Annotated in this window: 1 protein-coding gene; it reads right to left on the bottom strand. The window is 38.5% G+C overall.

The features are described 5' to 3' along the window. The coding region (locus tag VK90_RS27215) for a M23 family metallopeptidase (protein ID WP_048376718.1) at window positions 1-459 on the bottom strand (459 nt) is incomplete at its 3' end. Window positions 460-670 lie beyond the last annotated feature (211 nt).

Below are 670 nucleotides of genomic sequence, written 5' to 3'. Positions count from 1 at the left end.
TGCAATTCCAATCCCAATTGGTTGAATCGGCTTGTCCGTACTGTTGCCACTGTCACTTTTCCCCAAATAATCTAGTGGATTCACAGCATTACTCTTGTTAACATTCCAGCCCCCTTTGTGCAATTCAAAATGTAAGTGTTGACCACTAGAATCCCCTGTGTTCCCCATAATCCCAATAGTTTGCCCTTGTGTAACATGATCGCCGTCTTTTACTGTTCGAGAGCCACTACGCATATGAGCGTATACGGTTTCCCATGTAACTCCATCAATTGTATGCACAATCATAATACATTCACCATAACTAGATGAAAGATAAGAACGACTAACTTGCCCGCTAGCCGCTGCATAAATTGGATGATAACCCGCTTCAGCAAGGTCTACTCCATGATGATCTGGTCTGCTACCTCTAAAACCACTTGTTACTCTTGTTGTATCTGTAGGATAAATAAATTTTGCCATATTAGTCTTCCTTTCTATTTTTACACAATATAAAAAAGGTACTTGAATGAGCACCTTCGTTCACTGTCTATATTTATTATTTTTTGGATGTATTTTAGTTTTTCAAATCTTAAGATTAACCGGACGAAAAGCTCCCCGTCATTATCTAACATCAAAATGTTCTTCTTTTAACCATCTATTTCCGCCAATGTCTAAATACCCATCTTTTCGG

The sequence above is a fragment of the Bacillus sp. LK2 genome, from assembly GCF_001043575.1.
GTDB lineage: Bacteria > Bacillota > Bacilli > Bacillales > Bacillaceae_G > Bacillus_A > Bacillus_A paramycoides.
Note: the sequence above shows the minus strand (reverse complement) of the source record. Positions and strands in the feature narration are given on the sequence as shown.